Source organism: Bacillus sp. IS1, assembly GCF_032461585.1.
GTDB lineage: Bacteria > Bacillota > Bacilli > Bacillales > Bacillaceae > Bacillus > Bacillus velezensis.
On record NZ_JAWCWR010000004.1, the window covers coordinates 96,474 to 119,785 of the forward strand.

General features: G+C 44.6%; 29 protein-coding genes and 2 pseudogenes. 20 read left to right on the forward strand and 11 right to left on the reverse strand.

The window, feature by feature from the left end; translation table 11 throughout:
* The first annotated feature begins 20 nt into the window (after positions 1-20).
* The gene (locus RUW00_RS15810) at positions 21-974 is read left to right on the forward strand and encodes an ABC transporter ATP-binding protein (protein WP_014417126.1); all 954 of its coding nucleotides are present in this window, start codon (positions 21-23) and stop codon (positions 972-974) included.
* The gene (locus RUW00_RS15815; protein ID WP_003155719.1) at positions 975-1,850 is read left to right on the forward strand and encodes an ABC transporter permease; all 876 of its coding nucleotides are present in this window, start codon (positions 975-977) and stop codon (positions 1,848-1,850) included. It abuts the gene before it with no gap.
* Positions 1,851-1,917: 67 nt separating this feature from the next.
* On the opposite strand, the pseudogene RUW00_RS15820 reads toward RUW00_RS15815, so the two are convergent.
* From RUW00_RS15820 to RUW00_RS15850, 7 genes and pseudogenes are all read right to left on the reverse strand, one after another.
* Positions 1,918-2,193: pseudogene (locus RUW00_RS15820) on the reverse strand (TIGR01741 family protein); the annotation flags it as partial.
* 75 nt (positions 2,194-2,268) lie between these two features.
* Positions 2,269-2,739 (reverse strand): antitoxin YezG family protein, encoded by a 471-nt coding sequence (locus tag RUW00_RS15825; RefSeq protein ID WP_280144918.1) that lies wholly within the window; start codon positions 2,737-2,739, stop codon positions 2,269-2,271.
* A 4-nt stretch (positions 2,740-2,743) separates the two neighbouring features.
* A pseudogene (locus RUW00_RS15830) lies at positions 2,744-3,400 on the reverse strand (DNA/RNA non-specific endonuclease); the annotation flags it as partial.
* Between the two features lie 236 nt (positions 3,401-3,636).
* A complete protein-coding gene (locus RUW00_RS15835) occupies positions 3,637-4,032 on the reverse strand; it encodes an immunity 22 family protein (protein WP_007408929.1) in 396 nt (131 codons plus the stop codon).
* 596 nt (positions 4,033-4,628) lie between these two features.
* Entirely contained in the window at positions 4,629-4,919 is a 291-nt protein-coding gene (locus RUW00_RS15840; protein ID WP_015417243.1) for a contact-dependent growth inhibition system immunity protein, read from the reverse strand.
* Positions 4,920-4,935: 16 nt separating this feature from the next.
* Positions 4,936-6,819, reverse strand: coding sequence for a ribonuclease YeeF family protein (locus RUW00_RS15845; RefSeq protein ID WP_280144919.1), 1,884 nt, complete (start codon positions 6,817-6,819; stop codon positions 4,936-4,938).
* Positions 6,820-7,093: 274 nt separating this feature from the next.
* A complete protein-coding gene (locus tag RUW00_RS15850; RefSeq protein WP_280144920.1) occupies positions 7,094-7,393 on the reverse strand; it encodes a contact-dependent growth inhibition system immunity protein in 300 nt (99 codons plus the stop codon).
* 343 nt (positions 7,394-7,736) lie between these two features.
* Here RUW00_RS15850 and RUW00_RS15855 point away from each other — a divergent pair, with 343 nt between their 5' ends.
* The 9 genes from RUW00_RS15855 (at position 7,737) to RUW00_RS15895 (ending at position 12,938) form a co-directional block, all read left to right on the forward strand.
* A complete protein-coding gene (locus tag RUW00_RS15855; protein ID WP_003155709.1) occupies positions 7,737-8,456 on the forward strand; it encodes a YebC/PmpR family DNA-binding transcriptional regulator in 720 nt (239 codons plus the stop codon).
* Between the two features lie 179 nt (positions 8,457-8,635).
* Positions 8,636-8,944 (forward strand): spore coat protein, encoded by a 309-nt coding sequence (locus RUW00_RS23040; RefSeq protein WP_396334722.1) that lies wholly within the window; start codon positions 8,636-8,638, stop codon positions 8,942-8,944.
* A 177-nt stretch (positions 8,945-9,121) separates the two neighbouring features.
* On the forward strand, positions 9,122-9,991 hold the full coding sequence (gene ant(6), locus RUW00_RS15865) for an aminoglycoside 6-adenylyltransferase (protein ID WP_166706357.1): 870 nt from the start codon (positions 9,122-9,124) through the stop codon (positions 9,989-9,991).
* Between the two features lie 133 nt (positions 9,992-10,124).
* Positions 10,125-10,373: a spore coat-associated protein CotJA gene (gene cotJA / locus RUW00_RS15870; RefSeq protein WP_003155704.1), complete on the forward strand. Its 249-nt coding sequence runs from the start codon at positions 10,125-10,127 to the stop codon at positions 10,371-10,373.
* Positions 10,357-10,620 carry a spore coat protein CotJB gene (gene cotJB, locus RUW00_RS15875; RefSeq protein ID WP_003155702.1) on the forward strand — a complete coding sequence of 88 codons (264 nt, stop codon included), beginning with the start codon at positions 10,357-10,359 and terminating at the stop codon, positions 10,618-10,620. Before cotJA ends, cotJB begins: the two co-directional genes overlap by 17 nt.
* Positions 10,621-10,634: 14 nt before the next feature.
* The gene (gene cotJC, locus RUW00_RS15880; protein WP_003155700.1) at positions 10,635-11,204 is read left to right on the forward strand and encodes a spore coat protein CotJC; all 570 of its coding nucleotides are present in this window, start codon (positions 10,635-10,637) and stop codon (positions 11,202-11,204) included.
* An 88-nt stretch (positions 11,205-11,292) separates the two neighbouring features.
* Positions 11,293-11,826: a GNAT family N-acetyltransferase gene (locus RUW00_RS15885; RefSeq protein WP_280144921.1), complete on the forward strand. Its 534-nt coding sequence runs from the start codon at positions 11,293-11,295 to the stop codon at positions 11,824-11,826.
* A 30-nt stretch (positions 11,827-11,856) separates the two neighbouring features.
* A complete protein-coding gene (locus RUW00_RS15890; protein ID WP_017419062.1) occupies positions 11,857-12,135 on the forward strand; it encodes a YesK-like family protein in 279 nt (92 codons plus the stop codon).
* Between the two features lie 113 nt (positions 12,136-12,248).
* Positions 12,249-12,938: a YetF domain-containing protein gene (locus RUW00_RS15895; RefSeq protein WP_017419063.1), complete on the forward strand. Its 690-nt coding sequence runs from the start codon at positions 12,249-12,251 to the stop codon at positions 12,936-12,938.
* A 32-nt stretch (positions 12,939-12,970) separates the two neighbouring features.
* Here the strand turns inward: RUW00_RS15895 and hmoA are convergent, their stop codons facing one another.
* Both hmoA and RUW00_RS15905 read right to left on the reverse strand, forming a co-directional pair.
* Complete coding sequence (hmoA, locus tag RUW00_RS15900; protein WP_003155696.1) at positions 12,971-13,297, reverse strand: heme-degrading oxygenase HmoA; 327 nt, start codon at positions 13,295-13,297, stop codon at positions 12,971-12,973.
* A gap of 84 nt (positions 13,298-13,381) precedes the next feature.
* Complete coding sequence (locus RUW00_RS15905; protein WP_007408938.1) at positions 13,382-13,744, reverse strand: VOC family protein; 363 nt, start codon at positions 13,742-13,744, stop codon at positions 13,382-13,384.
* Between the two features lie 160 nt (positions 13,745-13,904).
* Here RUW00_RS15905 and RUW00_RS15910 point away from each other — a divergent pair, with 160 nt between their 5' ends.
* The 8 genes from RUW00_RS15910 to RUW00_RS15945 all read left to right on the forward strand — a co-directional run bounded on the left by RUW00_RS15910 (position 13,905) and on the right by RUW00_RS15945 (position 20,250).
* Complete coding sequence (locus RUW00_RS15910) at positions 13,905-14,771, forward strand: STAS domain-containing protein (protein ID WP_014417142.1); 867 nt, start codon at positions 13,905-13,907, stop codon at positions 14,769-14,771.
* A 281-nt stretch (positions 14,772-15,052) separates the two neighbouring features.
* Positions 15,053-16,081 carry a sulfate ABC transporter substrate-binding protein gene (locus tag RUW00_RS15915; RefSeq protein ID WP_031304522.1) on the forward strand — a complete coding sequence of 343 codons (1,029 nt, stop codon included), beginning with the start codon at positions 15,053-15,055 and terminating at the stop codon, positions 16,079-16,081.
* A 15-nt stretch (positions 16,082-16,096) separates the two neighbouring features.
* Complete coding sequence (gene cysT / locus RUW00_RS15920; protein ID WP_280144922.1) at positions 16,097-16,933, forward strand: sulfate ABC transporter permease subunit CysT; 837 nt, start codon at positions 16,097-16,099, stop codon at positions 16,931-16,933.
* A gap of 10 nt (positions 16,934-16,943) precedes the next feature.
* Entirely contained in the window at positions 16,944-17,807 is an 864-nt protein-coding gene (cysW, locus tag RUW00_RS15925; protein ID WP_280144923.1) for a sulfate ABC transporter permease subunit CysW, read from the forward strand.
* A 13-nt stretch (positions 17,808-17,820) separates the two neighbouring features.
* A complete protein-coding gene (locus RUW00_RS15930; protein WP_280144924.1) occupies positions 17,821-18,891 on the forward strand; it encodes a sulfate/molybdate ABC transporter ATP-binding protein in 1,071 nt (356 codons plus the stop codon).
* A gap of 118 nt (positions 18,892-19,009) precedes the next feature.
* Positions 19,010-19,183 carry a YezD family protein gene (locus tag RUW00_RS15935; protein ID WP_003155693.1) on the forward strand — a complete coding sequence of 58 codons (174 nt, stop codon included), beginning with the start codon at positions 19,010-19,012 and terminating at the stop codon, positions 19,181-19,183.
* Between the two features lie 29 nt (positions 19,184-19,212).
* Positions 19,213-19,515 carry an FMN riboswitch-binding regulator RibR gene (ribR, locus tag RUW00_RS15940; protein WP_007408940.1) on the forward strand — a complete coding sequence of 101 codons (303 nt, stop codon included), beginning with the start codon at positions 19,213-19,215 and terminating at the stop codon, positions 19,513-19,515.
* Between the two features lie 90 nt (positions 19,516-19,605).
* On the forward strand, positions 19,606-20,250 hold the full coding sequence (locus tag RUW00_RS15945) for a Bax inhibitor-1/YccA family protein (RefSeq protein ID WP_012117028.1): 645 nt from the start codon (positions 19,606-19,608) through the stop codon (positions 20,248-20,250).
* Positions 20,251-20,287: 37 nt separating this feature from the next.
* On the opposite strand, the gene RUW00_RS15950 is transcribed toward RUW00_RS15945, so the two are convergent.
* Entirely contained in the window at positions 20,288-20,800 is a 513-nt protein-coding gene (locus RUW00_RS15950; protein ID WP_280144925.1) for a MarR family winged helix-turn-helix transcriptional regulator, read from the reverse strand.
* 150 nt (positions 20,801-20,950) lie between these two features.
* On the opposite strand from RUW00_RS15950, the gene RUW00_RS15955 reads away from it, so the two are divergent.
* Positions 20,951-22,072, forward strand: coding sequence for an FAD-dependent oxidoreductase (locus RUW00_RS15955; protein WP_280144926.1), 1,122 nt, complete (start codon positions 20,951-20,953; stop codon positions 22,070-22,072).
* A 36-nt stretch (positions 22,073-22,108) separates the two neighbouring features.
* Here RUW00_RS15955 and RUW00_RS15960 read toward each other — a convergent pair whose 3' ends face one another.
* Positions 22,109-23,179: a DUF3900 domain-containing protein gene (locus RUW00_RS15960; RefSeq protein WP_209387983.1), complete on the reverse strand. Its 1,071-nt coding sequence runs from the start codon at positions 23,177-23,179 to the stop codon at positions 22,109-22,111.
* Positions 23,180-23,312 lie beyond the last annotated feature (133 nt).

Consider the following 23,312-nt stretch of genomic DNA (forward strand, 5'->3'; position numbering starts at 1 on the left):
TACTTTTCGAGGTGAACAGAATGGGAGAAGAACAAGACATTATAACAGTAACGGATCTGCGTAAAAAATATGGATCATTTGAAGCAGTGAAAGGGGTATCCTTTTCTGTCAAACGCGGCGAGCTGTTTGCATTTCTGGGAACGAACGGTGCAGGGAAATCGACCACTATCGATATTCTCTGTACGCTGATTAAAAAGACATCCGGAAAAGTGGTAATAGACGGTTATACGCTTGGTGAGGGGAAAGAGAATAATCATATCCGCAAAAAGATCGGAGTCGTTTTCCAAGAGAGCATTTTGGATGAACGATTGACCGTTTATGAAAATATCATGAACCGCGGACAATATTATCATTTAAGCAAGGCACAAGTGCAAGAGAACTATCAGTTTGTAACAGACTATTTAAAATTGGATGATATTAAGGAGAAAAAATACAGCGATTTGTCAGGCGGACAAAGAAGAAGAGCTGATATTGCCCGTGCCATCATCCATAAACCGACTATATTATTTTTAGATGAGCCTACTACAGGTCTTGATCCGCAAACGAGAGTATTTGTTTGGAATGCGATTAAAAGGCTGCAGGAAGAAACAAACATGACGATCTTTTTAACGACCCATTACATGGAGGAGGCCGCTGTGGCTGATAACGTTGTGGTCATCAAAGAAGGACGTCTGATCGCAGAGGGTACACCGAGTCAGCTGAAAGATCAATATGCGTTTGACAGTCTGCATATGATGTTTAAGCAAGGCGTTGATCCGACGGCATGGTTTGAAAATAAACAACTGGATTTTACGGTTAAAAACTCTATTTATTCTCTTCGTGTAGAGTCCACTCTCCATGCGCTGGACATTTTGAAAGGTCTTGAAGGAAAAATTGAATCTTTCGAGGTGATTAAAGGGAATATGGATGATGTGTTTATCCATATTATCGAGGAACAAGGAAGCAGTTTGCCAGTAAAGGGGAGCATTGCATAAATGAAGTCTTTATCCAGTTTAATCAGCAGAAATATAAAAATATACTTCCGTGATCGAACGCTTTTGCTTCTTTCTTTGCTGTCAGTATTTATCGTCATTCTGTTATATGCCGTGTTCTTACAGCAGACACAGCTGGACGCCATTAAGGCCTTGGTCGGTTCGACAGATGATTCCAAAGCAATGGTGAACGAATGGATGGTGGCGGGATTGCTGTCCATTACAGCTGTGACAACGACTTTAGGCGCTTTCGGAATTATGGTGAAAGATAAAGAAAGTAAGAGAACGTATGACTTTTTAACAGCTCCTTTATCAAGGGCGACCATCCAATTGAGCTATGTCATTCATTCATTTGTCATCGGCTTGATCTTTTCTTTCATCGCCTTTTTAGGCTGTGAAATTTTTCTCGTTTCAACAGGCAGCAAGCTTTTAAGCGGTACAGATATACTTGAAGTATTGGGGATCATTATTCTTTCAGTTGCACTGTCAAGTTCCATAAATTTATTTTTAACGCTGTTTATTCACACACAAAATGCATTTTCGACGTTAAGTACGATTGTCGGAACAGCCATCGGTTTTTTATGCGGAGTATATGTGCCGATCGGCGGCGTACCGGTGTTTGTGCAGAAGATTATTATGTACTTCCCTATTAGCCACACCGCCGTTCTGTTCAGAAAAGCGTTTATGACTGACTCAGTTGATAAAGTATTTAAACATGCCTCTGCGGACCAAATACAGGAATATGAAAAGCATTACGGGATCGTCTACAAGTTAAACGGCCATTTTATCAGTACGGCTGCGAGCTTGTGGGTCATTGTCATTACAGCCATCATATTTACCGTCATATCTATTTTCATATTTAAAAAACAAAATAAATGACTTCTTCAGACGATACATAACGATGTAACAGGCAGCATCCGTTTACTGGATGCTGTCTGTTTTGTTTATCATTATTCTTTTTGTGCTCAGCTCGTAATTCCTCAAAAAGTTCACGGATTTCTCTTAATAAAGTTTTGAAGATATCTTTACTTACACTGTATCGGACTGGTATATCTTGCGAATAAATCAGTTGACGTTTTTCTGGTGTCTTGAAGTGAAAGTGAACCATGGTAGAGTCATCTAATACTTTTGCATAAAGATATATTTTCCATTCACAAGGTATGATGTCATTTAATTTATCACCAATAATCTGGTACAGATCTTGCATTTTCTTATTTTCCAACCTTTCACCTTCAATCGTCGAGAAATCCTAGTTATAAAAAATAGCCCAGCAGGGAAGTGCTGAGCCATTATTGTTTTATAGACCGCAGTAGCTTATTACAAATTCTTTGTCGTCCTCATCTTCAGGCAAAATCCCCAAGTTTTGATATTCCCATACCACTTGCCGTTGTGTTCCGTTTAAGTCTGAGGCGATGACATCGGTGTAATCGTAGTCAATTGAGAATTTACCGCTTCGTTCGAGATGTAAAGTGAGGTTTGTCCATAAGTCTTCATTGTTTGTTTTAAATTCATCCCGTAACTCTTCAAGGTAATCATGCAACTCATATAGAAGTTCGTCATATATATCTTCATCAACATTAAAATGTTCAGGAATATCGTGTGAATATATATATTCCTGATTTTGTGGAGTAGTAAAGAAGAAGTAAACTTCTGAAGAATCATCTAAAATTTCGGCATAAAGAGCAACCTTCTCCCACTCAGACGGAATGATTTCATTTATTTGCTCAGCGATTTTTTGATATAGTTCGCCCATTTTTTCAGTTTCCACAATATCAGCCTCCTGCTTGATTTTTTATTCTAACATTTTTAAATCTTTTATTTCCGATCTTATATTTGACCTTAAATAAATTAGGTATTAAAGAGTCTCCACTATAAATAGGCTTAATTTCAATTGTTACTAATTTGGGAGGTTCTTCTTTAAGAGCTTTTGCCCATTCCTGCTCCATCTCATACCATTTCCCGCCGCTCCTATTAATCTGAGAATTCATCGGCACGATGTTGTCGAATTGGCCTGAGCCTTTGAATTGGGTGGCGATTAGGTGACCTCCGTCGTCATCAGTCAGACGGTCTGGTTTACCTGCTTTTGACTGCGCATATTGGTTGCGTTTTGCTTCTCCCAGCTGCAAGTCTGCTTTGACACTTGTAATTCTACCATAGTTGTCAGTGGTGTACGTGTAGCCTTCTTTTGTTTTGTAGATGACATTCGGCTTCAATACTTTCTTTCTGGTCCATTTCGCAAAATGCTCGCCGTATTTGACCGTTATCGGCGGTACATGCGGTGCCGGTGTCCGCCTGCCGCTTGCGGAGGTTCCGTACGGTTTCGGCAATACCACTTTGGCGAATGCTTGCAGTGCTTCTTTTAAACTTTTGATTGACTGTGTTGTAAGGCACTCCTTCAGCGGTGCATGGAGTGGATGATAGTGAAGAATAACCTCAAGTTATAGTTACTTTGTTTGTGAGAGAACGCCCCTCCTTTTGTTTATCTATAGATGTTTATAGTCTTTTAGGTTTTACACGCAAACAAAAAAGGCCTCTGAAAAAAAGAGAGCCTTCTTCAAGTCATCCTACTTTTTATCTTCTTCCAAGTAGTATGAATAACCATCTAATAAAATCTCTACATTATGAAAATGTAATTCTGAATTATGTTTTATTATGATTTTTTCTTTTATACATAGGAAACTGCTCCAATAAATTTAAATGAATAGTTTTTTGCGTTTATTTCTTTCTCCCTGCCGTCATATTCAAAATTATATAAAAGAACAGCAGCATTGATTTGATCAGGGAGTGTGGTACCTACTATGTCTTCGAAACGAGGTAAGATGACACTATCGTATGAACAGCCGTCAATTAGTGCAGGTAAATTGTTACGACTATTTTCATGTGCAACTTTTTCTATAAAATCTTCATCTAAATCATCGATATCTATATCAAAGTCAATTAAAAATTGGGAAGGAAGAAAATCACCCTCATCTTCATTGTAAACTAATTCAACATATTTACTTAATGATTCATTATCCTTTATACTTCCGATCCACAATGATACGTAATTTTGACGTTCCATATAAACCTCCTATTATTTAATCCTCAATCCTTTTGGCAGGGCTTCCACTCCACCTTTAAGTCTATAGTTTGCCCAATTATTCAACCTTCGGACAAATATATTATAGTTTAGAGATGAATCAATAATTCCCAGCAATTCATTATGGGCAGCTGTAGAGCCCAATCCCCCGTGTTTACCAACAGGATTTACGAACTCAACTTCGTTTATGGCAGTTCTTAAATCTCTTATTTGTTCCGCTGTAATATTCCAATGTTTGTATCAGAAGATAATCACTACCTTGACAGGGTAGAGGTCGCTGGTTCGGGCCCAGTCGGAATCATAGACGAAACCCTTGCTACGAAAGGGTTTTTTACTTTCCCTTAATAAGCCGGTTTATCAAATTCGCAAGTTGTTGGCGAACTTGATTTTTTGGCTCGAAATTTATTGTTCGTATCTCTTTTAGGGGCAAAATTGTTGAAAAGTTCAGCTAGTGATGCCGTCAAGTAGTTCCAAACCGCACTGTCGGTATTGCATTTCTATTCGGATAAGAAAGCCAAAAAATTCGGTATCAATATAAAAAGGCCCTCTCATAAAATGGGGGCCTTTCAGTGTTTCTTTTAAATAGCTTCTTTTAGTTGTTCTATTACACTTTTCAACCATTCTATAGGCGGTAAGCCAATTGTCGGGAAATATATTTCTGCATTACACTTTATAATGTCTTCCTTTTCTTCTTTAGTTAGATCGCTATTTAGAAACTCTTCGCAATACTTTACTGTAAATAGCAAACCTTCTTTACTAATTTCCTCAATAAATTCGTCTAAGGCGTGTTCAGGGGATTGGATATCTTGATGAAATGTTGCACCTAAAAAATTTTCTAATTCATCTAAGAAATCATACCTTTCATCCATGATACTTCCTCTCTTTCTATTTGGTTGGATATCCTGTAAGAATAAAGTTACCGTTATTATCTTTTTTGAGTATAATTTTTGCGTTTGTAACGTTTTCTACTAGTTCTGAATTTCTTGATACACTTCTGCCGATTATTTCTCCATCGCCCTTGTATCTTAACATTAATTTAGGTTTTTTAGGATCATCAATCCAATTTTCGATTTTCTTTGTATTTTTTGGATCGTTTAAAACTGAATTAGCAATTCTTTCAGCGGTAGCCCTATCTTTAAAAGTAGATGAAGCTGTAATATGTGGGTTAGGATCAGTTCTCAGTCTTTTTATTAATTCTTTATCTGTTTTCCCAACATGTCTTTCTATAAGGTGTCCGCCTTTTGCTTCGTGAGCAGCTAATCCGCCGCCAGGTGCGAGAGGGCTGCTGTCTCCTTGTTTAACACTATGTATACCGCTATTGTCAGAAGTCACAGACTTACTGAGCACACTCTCTTTCTGATCTTCAATAATACTTTTCAACAAAGGCGTATTTTTCACATTATGAGTATTTTCAATATCCTGTGCTATTCCGGCAAGCGCGGGTTCGTACTTGTTTTTCGAAAAGGAATTGATATAGTCTTTCCCTTTTTTAATCCCGGTTTTTATATTTTTTGCAGCTGCTTTTTCTCCGGCTTCCAAGACGTTATCCACTTTGGCGGCGCCTGTTTTGGCGAGCTTGCTTGATACTTTTACAGCTGAGCCGGAACCTTTGAGTCCGACAATGCTCCCGATGGCGTAGGTGATGTAATGTGATCTTGAGTACGCATCCCCGTTAACCATTTTATCATTCCATGAATCCGCCAGGTTTGTCCATATGATTTTTGCGTAGGAGGGCGTGTTCAATACGCCGGATATGGTTTTAGCGACTTTTTGTTCATCGGAGAGATGGTAAAAATCCCATGCGCCGACAGCCAGATCTTTGACGCCGGTTATGGTGTCTTTCCCGACATCATAAAGGCCGACGCCTATTCCTTTGACGATATCCCAAGCCGTTTCTCCGACTTCTTCGAGCTGTTTTGCTTGTTCGAGCTGCATCACATATTGCACCTGAGCGGGTTCAAGGTTTTCATAGCCGATTTTCTTCGCGATTTCCAAATACTCATCCGGATCAGTGACTCCATCGGCCAGCTTTTTCTTCAGATCCTTGATTTCCCGCTCTTTCGCTTCTTCCTTTTTAATCGTCAAATAAGCATCCGAATGTCTTGCGATATCGCCTTTTTTCTTATGGATGTCGCTTTCACGGTATGCTTTGGCGTTGTAGTGAAGCGGCGTGGCGCTTTTTCCTTTGCCCGTGGCGTTTTGGAGCTGCTGAAAGTCGGCTTGGATGAACTGTTCGTTTGCTTCGGTTTCTGCGTATTCTTTCGTTAGATCGTGATCAAGTTTGCCGAGTTTATGTATCGTTTCGCTTCTTTTTTTGTCAGCTGAAGAGAGCTTCTGATCTGTGCTTTCGGTTGAAAACAGATCAAGCGAGATGATGTCTTCGATCTCTCCGAGGATGGAGCGCATGTCCTTTTTCTGCTCTTCCATAATCGCCTTTGATTTACTAAGGGCGTGGGTGAGCTCATGCTCCAGAAATGATTCCTCCACATGCGAATTGGAAAGTCCGGCGTCTTCGACCTTGCCGGGAAGGCTTGTGAGAAATGCGATTTTCATATCGATCAGATCAAGCCAGCTGTCTGTGACGCCGGCGTGGTCCTTGAAAAACGCTTTGATATTGTCAGCGCCCCGGCCTGAGAAATCATTGTCACCAAAATCAGCCATACCTTGAAACGCTTTTTTCAGATTAACCATCTGGCCGCGCAGTTTTTTGTATTCACCCGCGCGCTGTTTGGCAGCGGCGAGGAGGGTGGTTGCTTCGAAAACTTTCATGACCATATCCTTTCATTCGGGGGTTTATAGAGGGAAAGATTAAGAAACTTATCAGGGACTGTGCAAACATAGGAATAGGGTTTCCCTGAATCTACAAAGTCTCAATATTCTTTTCGATTTTTTGTATTCACCCGCGCGCTGTTTGGCAGCGGCGAGGAGGGTGGTTGCTTCGAAAACTTTCATGACCATATCCTTTCATTCGGGGGTTTATAGAGGGAAAGATTAAGAAACTTATCAGGGACTGTGCAAACATAGGAATAGGGTTTCCCTGAATCTACAAAGTCTCAATATTCTTTTCGATTTTTTGAATGACTTGTCCGAGCCATAGTATTGGGGATAGTCCGTAACTATTGATATCTACACCATCTGCAGACTCTTCTATAAAATCATTTTTTTCTTCATCTGAGTAATCGCTATTTATAAACGTTTTGAGTGCTACTACATCGTTTTCTTGTTCTTTTTTAGGTATCTCTGCTAAGTATTCTTCAAGAGCTGTCTCAGGAGTGTCTATATCTTGATGGAAAATCCCTCCTAAAAATTGAAATACAGGTTCAGAAATATTTGTTTCGATCATTGTTCTCACCTCGTGGGGTAGGCTGTTTGCTTCGAAAACTTTCATGACCATATCCTTTCTTTTGTTCGATATCAAAATTTTACCACGTGAGTCGGGATATACAGTGTAGGAAATAGGTAATAAGAATAAAATGAATCTTTTGGCTTGCGACTTCCTTCCTGTATGAAGGGAGGCTTTTTATGTTTTGTATAATAACCCTCAAATTCGGCCTACCGCGCTCCGGTGATTTTAAGCGTGCCTGTTTTTTCTAATGTCTTACACTCGAAACAACCCAAACGCTGAGGTATAATAGAAGCAGAGTATTTATCATACAGATTCAATTCGTGAAAGAGAGTGGAACAAAATGGGCCGTAAGTGGAACAATATTAAAGAAAAGAAAGCATCGAAGGACGCAAATACGAGCCGGATTTACGCGAAGTTCGGCCGTGAGATTTATGTGGCGGCAAAACAGGGCGAGCCAGATCCGGAATCGAACCAGGCGTTAAAAGTGGTGCTTGAGCGCGCGAAGACGTACAGTGTGCCGAAAAATATTATTGAGCGTGCGATTGAAAAGGCGAAAGGCGGCGCGGAGGAGAACTTTGACGAGCTGCGTTACGAAGGTTTCGGGCCGAACGGTTCAATGATCATCGTTGACGCGTTAACGAATAATGTAAACCGCACGGCACCTGAAGTGCGCGCTGCATTCGGGAAAAACGGCGGAAATATGGGTGTGAGCGGGTCTGTCGCTTACATGTTTGATGCGACCGCCGTTATCGGCGTTGAAGGCAAGACGGCGGATGAAGCGCTGGAATTGCTGATGGAAGCTGATGTGGACGTGCGCGATATTTTAGAAGAGGATGACAGTGTTATCGTGTATGCTGAGCCTGATCAATTCCATGCCGTACAGGAGGCATTCAAAAATGCCGGCGTTGAAGAGTTCACGGTTGCGGAGCTGACGATGCTTGCGCAAAATGAAGTCGAGCTTCCGGAAGATGCGAAAGCTCAATTTGAAAAGCTGATCGATGTGCTGGAAGACCTCGAAGACGTACAGCAGGTTTATCACAATGTGGATTTAGGCGAATAAAGACAAACAGGCCGGGACGGCATAAGTTCCGGCCTTTTTATTTTGCTTATGCGGCCGGTCTGTATCGTATTTCTCCGTAAGCAATTATTGATTATTTCACCAAAACTGGGCGGATGCCCATACGTTTCCTTCCGGATGTCATAAACTGGACTGTAACCTATGTGAAGGAGCGATAAATCATGAATGAAAGAAGACCGATTTACGGCGGCTATGGAGGCTACGGAGGCTACCCGGGGTACGGTTTTGGCGGCTACGGCGGCTACGGTGGCTACGGCGGCTACGGTGGCTACGGCGGCTTCGGAGGATATCCGGGATACGGTTTCGGCGGAGGCTACGGCTACCCGGGATACGGTTTTGGCGGTTACGGCGGTTTTGGCGGCTACGGCGGCTTCGGAGGATATCCGGGGTACGGTTTTGGCGGCTATGGCGGAGGCTACGGCGGCTACCCGTTCCATCATCATCATCATCGGGACAGCCAATATATCTGACCATTCGGGAAAAGCACTCTTGGAACAAGCAAGAGTGCTCTTCTCATGTTCTTGCAGCTGTGTTACGATTGGAGCAAAATCATCAAGTACATAGGACTTTTCTGTAAATCATGAGCAAGTTGTTTATAAACTGAAAAGCATGATCTGTAAAAATCTCTTTATCGGGAGGTTTTACATGTGAGAAGTGAAGACGAAATGATGAAATTGATTCTTGATATTGCGATGAAGGACGAGAGAATCCGTCTTGTCACTTTAGAGGGATCAAGAACCAATAAAAATGTACCGAGAGACAAATTTCAAGACTATGATATTTCTTATTTTGTGACCGATATGGACTCTTTCACATCTGACGAAAGCTGGCTGGATCAGTTTGGCGAAAGAATGATGATGCAAAAACCTGAAGATATGGAACTTTTCCCTCCGGAACTCGGAGACTGGTTCTCCTATCTCATGCTTTTTAAAGATCATCATAAAATCGACTTAACTTTGATCCCTCTGAGTCAAACAGAGAATTATTTTACACAGAGTGATGGTTTGGCGGAAATATTATTAGACAAGGATGACCGAATCAACAGTAAGATGATTGCGAGTGATGAACAATATCATATAAAGAAACCGACCCCCGGAGAGTTTGATGATTGCTGCAATGAATTTTGGATGGTTTCAACCTATGTGATTAAAGGATTAATGCGTAAAGAAATACTGTTTGCGCTGGATCATATGAATGACATTTTAAGGCCTAATATTTTGCGTATGATTGCGTGGAGTATCGGGATAGAGCATCAGTTTTCATTAAGTGTAGGGAAGAATTATAAGTATATTCAACATTACATGAATGCGAAAGATTGGGAAATTCTGCTGAATACTTATGTCGGCAATACTTATGAAAGCGTGTGGAAGGCATTATTTGACTGCCAGGATCTCTTCAGAGCATATTCAACGTCAGTGGCTGTTTTATTGAGATATGAATATCCTGAATATGATCAGCAAATTACGGAATATACAATTAAACATTATCAGCGCTTTCAATCAGATTTTTCATTATGATTTTTTACTTCAAATTCCAGATGAGCTGCATTGAGTCCGTTTTTAACGAGCTTTTTTTATTTTCTTACAGGGCATAAATGCCGATACGGATTCATACCTATTAAGGTCATGTGTTTAGGAAAGGAGGATCGTAATGAAAGAAAATCAGCCGTTTACACCGGTCAAATCCTATAAACCCTTCCACAGCCGGTTTGATCCCTGCCCGCCGATCGGAAGAAAATACTACAGAACGCCGCCGCATCTTTATATGCGGTTTCAGCCGTATCACTTGGAGCAGTTTTCTCCGATGGAGGCATTGAGAAAAGGAACCCTTTGGAAGGATCTTTACGATTTCTATGATAATCCTTATCGGGGGGGAATCGAATATGGCGAAAAAGATTGATGATGAATACTATCGGCTGCTGGAACAAATCCAGGCGGCGGACTTTGTCTTGGTGGAGCTGACGCTTTATCTGGATACGCATCCCCATGACCGTCTCGCGCTTCAGCAGTTTCATGAATATTCCCGGTACTCAAGGCAGCTGAGAAAACGGTTTGAACCTGAGTACGGACCGCTTCTGCAATTCGGCGTGAGTCAGGCCGGCGCTCAATGGGACTGGGGCCGCGGTCCTTGGCCATGGCAAGTATAAGGAGGGATCTGTAAATGTGGGTATATGAAAAAAAGCTGCAGTATCCGGTTAAAGTGAGTACATGCAACCCGATGCTGGCTAAGTTTCTCATTGAACAATACGGCGGGGCGGACGGCGAATTGGCCGCAGCGCTCCGGTACTTAAACCAGCGCTACACGATTCCTGATAAGGTGATCGGCCTGCTGACGGATATCGGCACGGAGGAGTTTGCGCATTTAGAAATGATTGCGACGATGATTTATAAGCTGACAAAAGATGCGACACCGGAGCAGCTGCGTGATGCAGGGCTCAGTGATCATTACGTCAACCATGACAGCGCGCTGTTTTATCACAATGCGGCCGGAGTTCCGTTCACAGCGTCTTACATACAGGCGAAGGGAGATCCGATCGCTGATTTATATGAGGATATTGCGGCTGAAGAAAAGGCGAGAGCGACGTATCAATGGATTATTGATATTTCCGATGATCCTGACCTGAATGATTCACTCCGTTTTCTGCGTGAGCGTGAAATCGTCCACTCTATGCGTTTCAGGGAAGCGGTTGAGATTTTAAAAGAAGAACGTGATAAGAAGAAAATTTTTTAAACGGCCCTCAAACATGACGGCTGTTTTTTTCCTTTAAGCGCTTGGTCTATAATAAAGGTGTCGAATATTCTGATTACAGGAGGATTTTATGACACCATTTACGATCACGGAGGAGAAGGCGGGGGCATTCCGGGTCACCCTCGCCCGGAAGGATGATGAAAAAGAGGTCATGGATCTGCTCGTGCAAGCGGCAGAATGGCTTCGCGATAAAGGGTCGAACCAGTGGAGCGGCCTTCTGCAAGGGGAAGATACCCACAATATGCGGGAGGCGATCGCCAAAGGGTATGTTTTTTTATTCAGGCAGAATGAAGAGCTGGCCGGCGTCGTCATGCTGCTTCCCGAAGCAAGCGGGTGGGACAGACGTCTTTGGGGCGATGAAGGACATGAGGAGTCCGTATATCTCCATCGGCTGGCGATTAACAGGCGGTTTGCAGGCGAGAGGCTCGGCCGGACAATCATGACTTGGGCGGAGACGGGTGTGTCTTGTCCGGGAAAAACGAAAATCCGGCTCGATTGCGTGTCCGAAAACAAGGCGCTTCAGTCGTTTTACAGCGGAATGGGGTACGAATCAAAAGGACTCGCGCCGGGTTATCATTTGTTTGAAAAAAAGATGAGCAAATAAAAAGCTCCTCATGACGGAGGTGCAAAAGACATGGGGTTTTTTTATCTGATCTGTCTGGCCGCATTTTGTCTTAACTTTGCCGTATCGGCTGTGCTCCGTAAGAAATGGCCGAAAAAGATGTGGCCTGAGTGCCTTTTGGCGGTGCTGGGCCTGACTGCTTTCGGTACGGTTGTTTACAGCATTTTCGGTGTCGGCGGCTGGGAAGGAATGGGCTTGGGGCTTGCCGCGATGTTTGCGGGTTCCGGAGCGGCCGCCGGTTATGCCGCTGAGGTGTGTTTACGGGTCGTCAGATCGAATCAAAAACAGTAAGCAGAAGTGAAAAAACGCGGCCTCGGCTGCGTTTTTTTGTGTGTTGCCGGCCGCTGTATAGAAAACAGGCGAATGTCCATAATGGTAATGACTTTTAAGAAGAAGGTGCGAATATGGGACATTTACTTACAGTGGCTTGGGAGTTAGTATGCGGTTTGGGTATTTTATTTGTGATTTTAAAATTGCTTGGAAAAACTCAATTCTCGCAAATTACGCCGTTTGATTTTATTTCTGCGCTCATCCTCGGCGAACTGGTCGGAAATGCGGTGTATGATAAAAACGTCAGGATTATTGAAATCATTTTTGCTTCTCTGTTATGGGGAGTTTTAATTTATCTCATCGAACTGATTACGCAGAAAGTAAAAAGCACCAGAAAGCTGTTGGAAGGCGAGCCGAGTATTATCATACATAAAGGAAAACTGAAATATGATGTGCTGAAAAAGAATAAGCTGGACATTAATCAATTGCAAAGCCTTCTCAGACAGGCGAATTGCTTTTCCATACAGGAAGCGGAGTACGCGATTTTAGAAACAAACGGGATGGTCAGCGTCCTGCCGAAATTTCAATATGATACGACGAAAAACGGCGACATGCAAATAAAGCCGAAGCAGGTCTCTTTGCCGGTCACGCTGATTATTGACGGCGAAGTGCTGTATGAAAATCTGAAAGAAGCCGGGCTGGAAGAAAAGCAGCTGAATCAGGAGCTGAAAAAGCTGAACATCAAAAAAACGGAGGACGTGCTGTATGCGGAATGGAAGCCCGATAAACCGCTGTTTGTCCTGCCGTATGAGGAGAAAAAATAAAAAGAGCATTGCCCTGGGGCAAATGCTCTTTATTATTTTTCGTGTACGCCTGTTTTAACGGCTCTGACATGATACATACCGACATCCGTCCCAAGCATATAATCAGGTTTCGGCTTGCCTTGGTTTGCTTTATGGGCCGCTATGTGGTCTTCGCTTTTTTCCCATTGTTTCCAATGATCTTCTGACTCCCAGCGGATTAATACGACGACTTCTTCATCACCGCGGCGGACTTTTTTTTCCAAGACCGTTACGTCTATCAAACCTTCCTGCTTTTCAATCACGCCTTCTGAACTGAAGCGTTCGATTACTTTGTCGGCATGTCCTTCTTTTACGGTCATTTTTCTGATTTGCACGAACATCTGGCATCTCTCCAATCATTTCTACGCTTTATCCAACATTTTAAATGAAAATGATTCTCAAAGTCAATTAAGATGCCTGACGGATTACGATTTCAGGAGAAAGACATGACCATCCTCATCTTTAAATTGCACGAAGCTGCCCCATTCCATTTGTTTCGGTTCATCTAAAAAGGTGATGCCGTTCTTTTTCATCTGTTCGTATGCGGCAAAGACATCTTCACACTCAAATACGATAGAAGCCTTCATATGCTCGGCGCCTTTCATCATCGATTTCGGATAAATAACCAAATGAGTGGCGGCTCCTTTGGGCGCTACCTCAAGCCAGAAGGCGCCCGGGCCCATCGGATGCTCGGCGACGGTTTCAAACCCCGCTTTTTCCGTCCAGAATGTTTTCGCTTTTTGCTGATCATCAGTGTATACGGCGACTGTCGCGATTTTTTTGATCATCATACTGACCTCCTGTTTCATTTCTTTTATAGTGTATCCTCCTGCCGAAAAAAGCAATCAAAAGCTTTAATGTGCAGGTTTTTTTAATTTCTCTAGTGCGATCGGCGATTCCGATTTATAATTTAGACAAAAGTACATATTCTTGAAAGAGGAGACGGCAGTGAACAAAGACCAGTTACTTCATGATTATATTATTACACATTCGGCAGAGCTGACGGAAAAATGGCTCAAGCTGAGACGGAAGCTGAGAGGGCGTTTTTATTCTGCGGATCAATTAAGTGAGGAAATGAAACGGCTGCTGATCGAGCAGCATACCTTTACAAACACGGTCATCGCAAGCGCTTTTTTGGAAGACCCGGCCGTTTTTCAGCATAACAAAGAAAAATGGGCCGCACAGGTAGCGAAAAGCAGAGTGGAGCAGGACGCGGAGGTTCATGAGGTCGTTGAGGCGATCGGCAATTCAAGAACCGTCTTTTGGGAGGCGGTCACCCGTTTTATGGATGAGCATCAGGACATCGTAACAAACGAGGATGCCCGCCGCTGGAATCACCTTGTCAACAGCTCGTTTGATCAGCTGATGACGGATTTTACTGAACAGTTTCAGACATTAATGATCGCGAGGCTGTCATCTCAGCAGGAGCTTATTTCCGAATTGAGCTGTCCGGTTATTTTGATCGCGGATACGATCGGCACTCTGCCGCTCATCGGATCGATTGATACGAGACGGGCGCGCGTGATTTTGGAGACGGTGCCGGAAAACTGTGTCGCCAAACGGATCACAAACCTTGTGATTGATCTGTCCGGTGTGCCCATTGTCGATACGATGGTGGCGCAGCAATTGTATATGCTGTCGAAAACGTTATTTCTCCTCGGCATCAGAACCGTGTTTTCCGGCATTCGGCCTGATGTGGCACAGACTTCTATCCAATTAGGGCTTGATTTTTCAGAGTATCAAACTTACGGCTCCCTGGAGCAGGCGCTCGCCAGCATGGGTGTCACATGTGTGATCGAGGAAGCAAAAGCATAGAAAAAAGGTGCTCCGTCCAGAGGCGGGGCGCTTTTTTTGTCAGCGGAAAACAATTTAAATAGTCTAAAACTTAGTTGACAGCTAGGGATAGTTTGAATTATTCTTATACACATCGAACCGGCACAAATAGCTGATCGTACACAAACGAAAGCTGGCCGTTCTGCCCAAATCTGATACCGGTATAATTGCCCATCAGTCAACTGAAGGCATATTATTTCCCTTTTTTGAAAGGGGATAATATGCCTTTTTTTATGCGGAAAAAGAGAGGAGAAATCAGGCACATGAAAAAAACAGCGGCATTTTTAGTATTGATCTTATTGGCAGGGGCGCTGTCAGCCTGTCAATCTGAGTCCGGCAGCGCGTCATCAGACGGAAAGACCGTTCAGATGCTGAATGTATCGTATGATCCGACCCGGGAGCTGTATAAAGAGTATAATCAGGCCTTTTCTTCCTATTGGAAAAAGAAAACGGGTCAAGATGTAACCGTTCAGCAGTCGCACGGAGGTTCGGGGAAGCAGGCCAGATCCGTAATAGACGGACTTGACGCTGATGTCGTAACGCTTGCTTTAGGTTATGACATTGATTCGATAGCAGAAAAAGCGCGACTCATTGATCAAAACTGGCAGTCACGTCTGCCGGATCAATCAACTCCTTACACGTCAACCATCGTATTCTTAGTCAGAAAAGGGAATCCGAAGCACATCAATGATTGGGCTGACTTGGTGAAAAAGGACGTTTCGGTCATTACGCCCAACCCGAAAACATCGGGCGGAGCCAGATGGAACTATTTAGCGGCATGGGCATATGCGGATGAAACGTATCATCATGACGACACGAAAATCAAACAGTTTATGAAAGACCTCTACGGCAATGTGGAAGTGCTTGATTCAGGGGCGCGCGGAGCCACGACCAGTTTTACAGAAAGAGGGATGGGGGATGTGCTGATCGCCTGGGAAAATGAGGCCTATCTCACACTGAAGGAATTCGGCAAGGAGAAATTTGAGATTGTCAATCCTTCAATCAGCATTCTGGCTGAGCCTCCTGTCTCTGTCGTCGACAAAACCGCGGATAAAAAAGGAACAAAAAAAGCGGCTGAAGCATATTTATCCTATCTCTACAGCAAAAAAGGGCAGGAGATCGCCGCGAAGAATTTTTACCGGCCCCGCGATAAAGAGCTTCTGAAAAAGTATAAAAAACAATTCCCGCAGATTAAAACGGTGACGGTCGAAAAGGAATTCGGCGGCTGGAAAAAAGCGCAGGAAACCCATTTCAATGACGGCGGAACCTTTGACAGCATCTATGAGAAATAGAAAGAGGAAACGAGTATGAGAACGTTACTTTTCAAAAAAACAAAACCGTCCGTGATTCCGGGTTTCGGATTAACGATGGGATTTACATTTTTATATATGGCCGTTTTGGTTATCGTGCCGCTGTCCATGGTGTTTTTTCATACGATGTCAATGGAGCCCGGGGACATCTGGCATATCATTTCTGAGCCGAGGGCCGCGGCTTCCTATCGGCTGAGCTTCTTGACGGCGGGCTGTGCCGCTTTGATCAATGCGGTTTTCGGCGTTGTCATCGCCTGGGTGCTGACGAGATATGACTTTCCGGGGAAAAGGCTGGCTGACGGCCTGGTTGATCTGCCGTTTGCGCTGCCGACCGCCGTCGCAGGCATTACATTAACGGCAATGTATTCACCGGACGGCTGGATCGGACAGCTGTTTCCTTTCCGTATTTCCTTTACGCCGATCGGCATTGTCATCGCATTGACGTTTATCGGGCTGCCTTTTGTCGTCAGGATGGTTCAGCCCGTCTTAGAAAATCTCCAAAGGGAAACGGAAGAAGCATCTGCTTCACTTGGAGCTTCGAAATGGAAAACCTTCCAAAAGGTCATTCTGCCGGAGCTTTTTCCTTCTATTATATCGGGTTTCGCATTATCTTTTGCCCGCGCCCTCGGGGAGTATGGTTCTGTCGTTTTTATCGCGGGCAATATGCCGTTTAAAACCGAGATTTCCCCGCTGATCATTATGACGAAATTAGAGCAATACGATTATGCCGGGGCAACGGCTGTTGCGGCAGTCATGCTTGTCATCACATTCTTTATTTTATTCGTCATCAATGGATTGCAATGGCTCACCGCGAGAAAATACGCAGGAAGGTAGGGGATATGCCATGCAGCTGGAAACAGCGAAAACAGCCGGGCCAAAGCGGGAGATGCAGGAATCACCCGTTGTGAAATGGGTGCTGATCTCAGCGGTCCTGCTCTTTTTGTCCATATTTTTAATCATGCCGCTTGCATTCATATTTATTGAAGCTTTTAAAAAGGGAGCGGAAGCATATATCCTCTTTGTCACGCATCCGGATTCCCTTGCCGCGATGAAATTGACGCTCCTCGTCGTTTTCATCACGGTTCCGCTGAATACGCTGTTCGGCGTCGCCGCGGCGTGGGCTGTGACCAAATATGAATTCAGGGGGAAAAGTCTGTTTATGACACTGATTGATCTGCCGTTTGCCGTGTCTCCGGTAATCGCGGGCTTAATCTTTGTCCTTTTGTTCGGGCTTCACGGCTGGCTTGGCCCATTTTTACTTGATCACCAGATAAAAATCGTATTCGCTGTCCCGGGAATCGTGCTTGCATCCTTGTTTGTGACGCTCCCTTTCATCGCCCGGGAATTAATACCGCTTATGCAAAGCTTAGGAAATGCTGAAGAAGAAGCCTCCGTCACGCTAGGCGCGGGAGGCTGGAGAACGTTTTGGCATGTCACGCTTCCTAATATCAAATGGGGGCTGATCTACGGGGTGATTTTAAGCGCGGCCCGGACAATCGGCGAATTCGGCGCCGTATCAGTCGTTTCCGGTCATATCAGAGGTGTTACCAACACGCTCCCGCTTCATATCGAAATTTTGTACAACGAATATCAGTTTACGGCCGCTTTTGCGGCGGCCTCCGTCATGTCGGTTTTTGCGATTGCGACACTGTTTTTGAAAAACATCATTGAATGGAAAGCCGGTTATCGTTCTGTCAAAGCCGGATGAGGAAGGAGTCATTATGGAGATTACGATCGACAGTATTTCTAAGCATTACGGAAACTATCAGGCATTGCGGGATATCAATCTTCACGTCAATAATGGCGAGCTGGTTGCGCTTCTCGGTCCGTCAGGCTCAGGCAAAACATCATTATTGAGAGTCATTGCCGGTCTTGAGCAGGCGGATGGGGGACGTGTCCTGTTCGGAAAACAAGATGTGACGGATACGCATGTGAAAAGCAGACATGTCGGTTTTGTGTTTCAGCACTATGCGTTATTCAGCAAGATGACGATTTTTGAAAATGTCGCCTACGGATTAAAAGTCCGTCCGCGAAAGCAGCGTCCCGCCAAAAAGGAAATTGCCGAAAGAGTGAGAGAGCTTCTGGCGCTTGTGAAACTGGAACCTTATGAAAAGCGCTATCCCTCGCAGCTGTCAGGCGGACAAAGACAAAGAGCCGCCCTCGCACGCGCCTTGGCCGTAGAACCGAACATTCTGCTGTTGGATGAACCGTTCGGCGCGCTTGACGCCAAAGTAAGAAAAGAGTTAAGGCAATGGCTGAGACGGCTTCATGATGAATTCGGCATGACAAGTATTTTCGTCACTCACGACCAGGAAGAAGCGCTTGATGTGGCCGACCGCATCGTCATTATGAATGAAGGTGCGATTGAACAGATCGGAACGTCGCAGGAGGTGTATGATCACCCCGCAAATCCGTTTGTGTACGACTTTCTCGGCAGTGTCAACGTATTTGAAGGAAGAGTGGAGGAAGGAAAGCTGATCACCGGAAACGCGGCAATACCTGTCGGGCATGCTGATCAGGATAAGGGGATCGCTTATGTGAGGCCACACCATTTTACCGTAGAAAAAAAACCGTCCGGTCTGCATTCATTTGAAGCAAGGGCGGCTCATATTCGCGCCATCGGACCGTCCGTCAGATTGGAAGCCGTCCGTACCGACACAGGCCAGCACTTGGAGATTGAGCTCTCAAAAGAGCAATATGACGCCTTGGGGGCGGGCGTCGGTGACACGGTTTATGTCAAAGCGAAGGAAGTGAAAGTTTTCGCAAAGAAAACATATCCAAAAATTGTGTAAATGTTATTGATTTCTGAATGAAAACATAATAGTATAATTATATATTTCTTATCAGAATAGTATGAATTAAAACGCTCATTGTCAAAAGACGAACGGCCAGACATAAAGGGGGAGCATGATGACGTCCAAAGGAAACGTAGATCCGCATGTGATCGAAAAGATTATCAGCGCGCTGGAAACGCTCGATTTCGGGACAGTTCAGATTACGGTTCATAATTCCCAAGTGACACAAATTGATAAGGTGGAGAAATATCGATTTTCCCTGAAGAGCAAAGAAGTAAAACAATCTTAAAAAACAGCCAATGACAGGAGGCGGTACATATGAAGCATTCAACTGTTCCTTTCCGGGAGAGCCGGTATCTGCACCTGCCCGAAGTGCGCTTTCTGCATTGGTGCACGAAGCAATACGGCATTAACAAAGGCGTGCTCAATACAATTGACGGCTGGTTTTATGATGCGGGCGTCATTCCCATTCCCGTCAGGCGTCTTTATGTGCTGGCATTCCTCGATTTCGCGAAAACGCCGGGGCAGAAGGGGAATATCCGATTCGGGCACGGCGGATTGACGAAAAAACTGCATGATTTCATGGATATGCAGGAGTGCGCAGCAAAACGTCAGGCCTGACATCCTTAAAATCTTCTTAAAATCATACAAATTTCTCCCATTTTATTTATAATAGACCTATCACGATCATTTTTTGGGAGGACTTTTGACATGCAAACTGCTGCTTATGAGAGCAAACAATCTATTATGCAGCGCATTATAACGGTATTTGTGTTTACACTGTTAGTTGCGACAATCGGCCTGTATACGGGCCAGTTCATTCCGCCGGCATTGATGCTGCCGCTGTCGATCTTAGAGGTCGTCATGATCATCGCCGCGTTTTGGCTGCGCCGAAAAAAAGCCGTCGGATATGTGTTTGTGTTTTCATTCGCTTTCATTTCCGGAATGACGCTGTTTCCGATTATCAGCCATTATGCGTCCGCAGCGGGGGCCTATGTCGTATTGGAGGCATTCGGTTCTTCGTTTGTGATTTTTGCGGTGCTCGGCACGATTGGCGCTAAGACGAAAAAGGACTTGTCGTTTTTATGGTCCTTCTTGCTTGTCGCTGTTATCGCGCTTCTTGCAGTGGGGATCTTTAATATTTTCAGCCCACTGAATTCCGCCGCCATGATGGCGTATTCCGTCATCGGAACGATTGTGTTTTCAATGTATATCTTATACGATCTGAACCAGATCAAGCACCGGGACATCACGGCTGACCTGATTCCTTTGATGGCATTGACGCTTTATATCGACTTTATTAACCTGTTTATCAACCTGCTTCGGTTTTTCGGGATTTTAAACAGTGATGATTAACCGCGCGAAAAAGGCGCCCTGCTGAGAGGGCGCCTTTTTATGTTCTGCCGCCGGAAAACAGCAGAAGCTTATCAAATAATACTTCAAGCATTTTTGACAATTCCGCTTTTTGTTCAGCGGTGAAGCTTTCCATGACTCCTGAAATATTGGAGAAGTGGCCGGGAAGAAACAGCATCAGCTTTTCTTTTCCTTCTTTTGTGAGTTCGATGCTGATTTTTCGTCTGTCGCCGGTATGCCGGCTGCGGTTTACAAAGCCGTCCCGTGCGAGTCCGTCGATCAACCCGGTGATGGTCGCTTTGGTGACATTGGATTTTTTCGCCAGTTCCGTCGGGCTCAGGCTGTGGCCGGGTGCGTCAAACAGAAACATTAAAATTTTGAATTTCCCTTCGGACAATCCGTGACTTGAGAAATAATGCTCCATGACCTGATTCATTTTTTTAGACATATCAAATAACGTCAAAAATGTTTTCAATGATTCAGCATCCATATCGGCGTAAATCTCAGCGCGTCCGGCAATCTGCGAGTAATCCGGCAAATGTCTCAACTCCATTTTTGTAAGCCTCCGTACCATTTTAGTGATTCAAAGTATAAGCTTGCCGGATTCAAAAGGCAACCTATAAAGATTGACAGTTTTTCAGCCTATATAGTAAGGTGGCTAATAGTTAATGAATGATAAATAAATAGAGAAGGCGGTATCGGGATGAACCATGAAGTGAAAAAGATCATCATAGCGGGCGGAGGGATCGGCGGTCTGTCCGCAGCGATTTCTCTCGGCAGAGCGGGTTTTGAAGTGACCCTTTGCGAGGCGGCGTCCGGCATGCGAAAAAGCGGAGCGGGCATTCTCCAGCCTCAAAATGCGCTGCGGGTACTGCGGGAAATCGGTGTGTATGATGAATGCTGCCAACACGGCTTTCAAACGGAATGGCTGAAGCAGCATGATGAAAACGGAACGCTGCAGTTTAAAGTGAGTGAGGCGTTTTTAGATGATTCACTGCCGGGGCGGAATAATATATTGCGGCAAACGTTAAACGATATCCTCAAAAAGCATGCTGAAGCGGCGGGGGTCACGATTCTGCTCGGTAAAAAAGTCGTGTCTTACGAAGAAACAGCAGATGACATAACGGTGCATTGTGCAGACGGAACCGTGATGACGGCTGACATCCTCGCCGGCTTTGACGGCATCCGCTCCGCTGTCCGCAATCAAATGCTGCAAAGAGAAGTGAAAACAGAGTATCTCGGCATGGGAGCGCACAGATTTTACATTTCTTTTCCCGAGCCGGTTTTTCATGATTCAACACTGATGTATAAAAAGGGGCAGACGCAGGTCGGGGTCGTGCCGCTCTCTGAAAAAACAGGATACGTATTTATCATCCGGCCGTATGACGCTGACTTCAGGGATGACGAGGACACGCGTTTTGAACGGGTGAAAGACTTGCTGCACGGATTTCCGGGAGTGAAGTTTGTGACAGAGAATATGTCAAAGGAATATCCCGTTTTGTTTCATAAGATTGAGCAGATGGCGGTTAAAGAACCGTGGCACAGAGGCCGCGTCGTTCTGGGCGGGGATGCCGTCCATGCAGGAGCGCCGACATTGGCGCAGGGAGCAGCGATGGCGATTGAAGACGCGATTGTGCTTAGTGAAGAACTGCAAAAACACGAAAACCATGAAACTGCATGTCAAGCATACTTCGAAAGACGGGCGGAGCGGGCATTACAGGTGCAGAATCTCTCATCTGAAATCGTCCGCCGCGAGATAAAGGGAACGCCCGGCGTCCAAGACATCATCAGTGAATGCTATCGATTGCTCAAAGAGCCTTATTAAATAAAGAAAGTCCAGAACATGGCGTCTGGACTTTTGTCAATCTTGTTCAGATTTATTCCGTATCCGCTCAATCACCTCATGCAGCCCCTCAGGCCTGTGAAACTCCACCGGCGAACTGCCTTTTTCAAACGAGATCGTCTCCGCCTCAATGAGCGCGACATAGCGCCCGTTCACTTTTGCGAGATGGATGGATTCGCCGAAATCAGCCAGTAATCCTTTAATCTCTGTTTCTCCGACTTTCATTTTCAGCTCGGCTTCCGGCGTGTGTTCAATGATCTGCGCGGATGCCTCGATGACTTGATGGGTGTCGAGGCGCTCCTGAATTTCCCGCTTTTCACTCGCTTCCCAAATTTCAATGTCGTGCTCAAACTGCTGAAGCTCTTCGCTGTTTTCTTCAAAAGTTTCATACACGTGTTCCTGCACCATGTTCATGACTTGGCTTTTCATGATTTCCGGCATCGATTCGCCGTATTCGACAAATTTGAGAAAATCTTCGAAATAACGGGCGTGCGAGGCCTGGTGGATTTTCAGCTCATGCTCTTCCGTCATGCCTTCTTCCGGCATATACGGATATTGAATGCTTTTCATGTTTTTTGTCGTGATGGCCATTTCGACCTTTTTAATGAGAGACGAGGCGTCTGAGATGCGGGCGACCTTCGGCTCGAAATCGCATTTCATCATAAAGACGAATTTGTCTTCAAAATACTTGCGCGGAACGGCCGATGCCACGATAAAAACACCGCCGCGCACGGCGCTCGTGTCAAGGTAAGTGCGGACGAACTGCTCGCTTGCTTCGATAAATGCTTCCTTCGTATCCGCAAGTCTGGCGCGGTTGAAAAGGTTGTAATTCGGATTTGAATCAAGCTCATGGCCCGGCTCCGTGATAAAATGGCCGATTTTTGTGGGGACCTGCTCGGATTGCGGATGCCGTTCGGCTTTCCGTTTGACGATTTTCTTCAATTCCCCGTCAAGAAAATCCTTCAGCTCGCTTTCTTCAAATTCTTCCGTGTCAAGGGTCTGGAAATGTTTGAACTGTTTGTTTGCCTGTTCGTCTTTTCCTTCCACTTGAATGACATAAAACGATAAAAACTTGATTTCAAAATCCATATGTGAACTCACCTTATTTCTGTATTTAACAAGCCTCTCCAGTATAGAAAAAACCGTTATCGATCGTCAATCCGATGATTGATCCGTGACGGCGGATAATCGGCCGGTGAAAAGGGCAATGTAGTTGGAAGGA

Excerpts from the sequence above, each read along its gene's own strand:
- RUW00_RS15810 (WP_014417126.1), top strand. The coding sequence starts at position 21 with ATGGGAGAAGAACAAGACATTATAACAGTAACGGATCTGCGTAAAAAA.
- RUW00_RS15815 (WP_003155719.1), top strand. The coding sequence starts at position 975 with ATGAAGTCTTTATCCAGTTTAATCAGCAGAAATATAAAAATATACTTC.
- RUW00_RS15835 (WP_007408929.1), bottom strand. The coding sequence starts at position 4,032 with ATGGAACGTCAAAATTACGTATCATTGTGGATCGGAAGTATAAAGGAT.
- RUW00_RS15840 (WP_015417243.1), bottom strand. The coding sequence starts at position 4,919 with ATGGATGAAAGGTATGATTTCTTAGATGAATTAGAAAATTTTTTAGGT.
- RUW00_RS15845 (WP_280144919.1), bottom strand. The coding sequence starts at position 6,819 with ATGAAAGTTTTCGAAGCAACCACCCTCCTCGCCGCTGCCAAACAGCGC.
- RUW00_RS15850 (WP_280144920.1), bottom strand. The coding sequence starts at position 7,393 with ATGATCGAAACAAATATTTCTGAACCTGTATTTCAATTTTTAGGAGGG.
- RUW00_RS15855 (WP_003155709.1), top strand. The coding sequence starts at position 7,737 with ATGGGCCGTAAGTGGAACAATATTAAAGAAAAGAAAGCATCGAAGGAC.
- RUW00_RS23040 (WP_396334722.1), top strand. The coding sequence starts at position 8,636 with ATGAATGAAAGAAGACCGATTTACGGCGGCTATGGAGGCTACGGAGGC.
- cotJA (WP_003155704.1), top strand. The coding sequence starts at position 10,125 with ATGAAAGAAAATCAGCCGTTTACACCGGTCAAATCCTATAAACCCTTC.
- cotJB (WP_003155702.1), top strand. The coding sequence starts at position 10,357 with ATGGCGAAAAAGATTGATGATGAATACTATCGGCTGCTGGAACAAATC.
- cotJC (WP_003155700.1), top strand. The coding sequence starts at position 10,635 with ATGTGGGTATATGAAAAAAAGCTGCAGTATCCGGTTAAAGTGAGTACA.
- RUW00_RS15885 (WP_280144921.1), top strand. The coding sequence starts at position 11,293 with ATGACACCATTTACGATCACGGAGGAGAAGGCGGGGGCATTCCGGGTC.
- RUW00_RS15890 (WP_017419062.1), top strand. The coding sequence starts at position 11,857 with ATGGGGTTTTTTTATCTGATCTGTCTGGCCGCATTTTGTCTTAACTTT.
- RUW00_RS15895 (WP_017419063.1), top strand. The coding sequence starts at position 12,249 with ATGGGACATTTACTTACAGTGGCTTGGGAGTTAGTATGCGGTTTGGGT.
- hmoA (WP_003155696.1), bottom strand. The coding sequence starts at position 13,297 with ATGTTCGTGCAAATCAGAAAAATGACCGTAAAAGAAGGACATGCCGAC.
- RUW00_RS15905 (WP_007408938.1), bottom strand. The coding sequence starts at position 13,744 with ATGATCAAAAAAATCGCGACAGTCGCCGTATACACTGATGATCAGCAA.
- RUW00_RS15915 (WP_031304522.1), top strand. The coding sequence starts at position 15,053 with ATGAAAAAAACAGCGGCATTTTTAGTATTGATCTTATTGGCAGGGGCG.
- cysT (WP_280144922.1), top strand. The coding sequence starts at position 16,097 with ATGAGAACGTTACTTTTCAAAAAAACAAAACCGTCCGTGATTCCGGGT.
- cysW (WP_280144923.1), top strand. The coding sequence starts at position 16,944 with ATGCAGCTGGAAACAGCGAAAACAGCCGGGCCAAAGCGGGAGATGCAG.
- RUW00_RS15930 (WP_280144924.1), top strand. The coding sequence starts at position 17,821 with ATGGAGATTACGATCGACAGTATTTCTAAGCATTACGGAAACTATCAG.
- RUW00_RS15935 (WP_003155693.1), top strand. The coding sequence starts at position 19,010 with ATGACGTCCAAAGGAAACGTAGATCCGCATGTGATCGAAAAGATTATC.
- ribR (WP_007408940.1), top strand. The coding sequence starts at position 19,213 with ATGAAGCATTCAACTGTTCCTTTCCGGGAGAGCCGGTATCTGCACCTG.
- RUW00_RS15945 (WP_012117028.1), top strand. The coding sequence starts at position 19,606 with ATGCAAACTGCTGCTTATGAGAGCAAACAATCTATTATGCAGCGCATT.
- RUW00_RS15950 (WP_280144925.1), bottom strand. The coding sequence starts at position 20,800 with ATGGAGTTGAGACATTTGCCGGATTACTCGCAGATTGCCGGACGCGCT.
- RUW00_RS15955 (WP_280144926.1), top strand. The coding sequence starts at position 20,951 with ATGAACCATGAAGTGAAAAAGATCATCATAGCGGGCGGAGGGATCGGC.
- RUW00_RS15960 (WP_209387983.1), bottom strand. The coding sequence starts at position 23,179 with ATGGATTTTGAAATCAAGTTTTTATCGTTTTATGTCATTCAAGTGGAA.